1 protein-coding gene is annotated in these 891 nt (G+C 57.0%); it reads right to left on the bottom strand.

The window, feature by feature from the left end; genetic code table 11:
- On the bottom strand, positions 1 to 891 hold an 891-nt coding region (locus tag EAE91_RS23540; protein ID WP_244869025.1), incomplete at both ends, for a condensation domain-containing protein.

Raw genomic sequence — 891 nt, 5'->3', positions numbered from 1 at the left:
ACAACACTTGCGCCCAGGCCAAATGACACAACGCCGCCAGGCTAACGCCCAAACGCCGGGCCTGACCGCGCAGACGGCTATTCAACTCCGGGGTCAACAGCCGGTGAGATTCCGTCACCTGTGAACCGTCACGATGCACCTCAGTCAACCCGAATGGCAGCGTCGGTTCATCCACTTCTGCCAGCATCTCGGTAAAGAAACGGGTATGTTCCTCCTGACTCACCCCTAACCGGGCCTGCGCCACCAGATTGCGGAAAGGTACCGGTACCGGCAGGCTCTCCTCCTGACCGGTCAGATATGCCTGAACTTCGCGGTGCATCACTTCCATTGTTTCATGGTCGCCAATCAGGTGATGCAGCAATTGCAGCAAAATCCAGCGGCCATCGGTTTCCTGCGCCACGACAAAACGTAATAGCGGCGCGTCACTCAGGTCGAAACGATGCTGACGGGGATCACAGTGCCGGATTAACTGCTCTCTGACCGGACCATCAACCGGGTTTAATGTCAGTTCAGTCACCGATAAAGCGGCCTGACGCCAGACCACCTGCGCCGGGACTGACAACCCTTGCCAGAGAAAAGCGGTACGCAGGATATCGTGGCGATCAACCACCCGTTGCACCACCGCCAGATAACGATCCAACAGTGCCCGGTCAGCAAAAGCCATTTGGCCCGTCAACAGATACGGATCACCTTCGTTTGCCAGTAAGTGATGGAACAAAATACCGTCCTGCAACGGCGACAGGGCGTAAATATCCTGAATATTCGCGATCCCGCCCGGTACCTGTCCGACGATGCGGTCAATATCAGCCTGAGTGAGATCAATCAGCGGCAACATCGCCGGTGTCAGGGCCGTTGTTGCTGGCGTAATGACGTTAGGCGGTACTGCCACGG

Origin of the sequence: Photorhabdus noenieputensis (assembly GCF_018448935.1) — a bacterium.
Lineage (GTDB): Bacteria > Pseudomonadota > Gammaproteobacteria > Enterobacterales > Enterobacteriaceae > Photorhabdus > Photorhabdus noenieputensis.
This window is presented reverse-complemented; position numbering and strand designations above follow the sequence as displayed.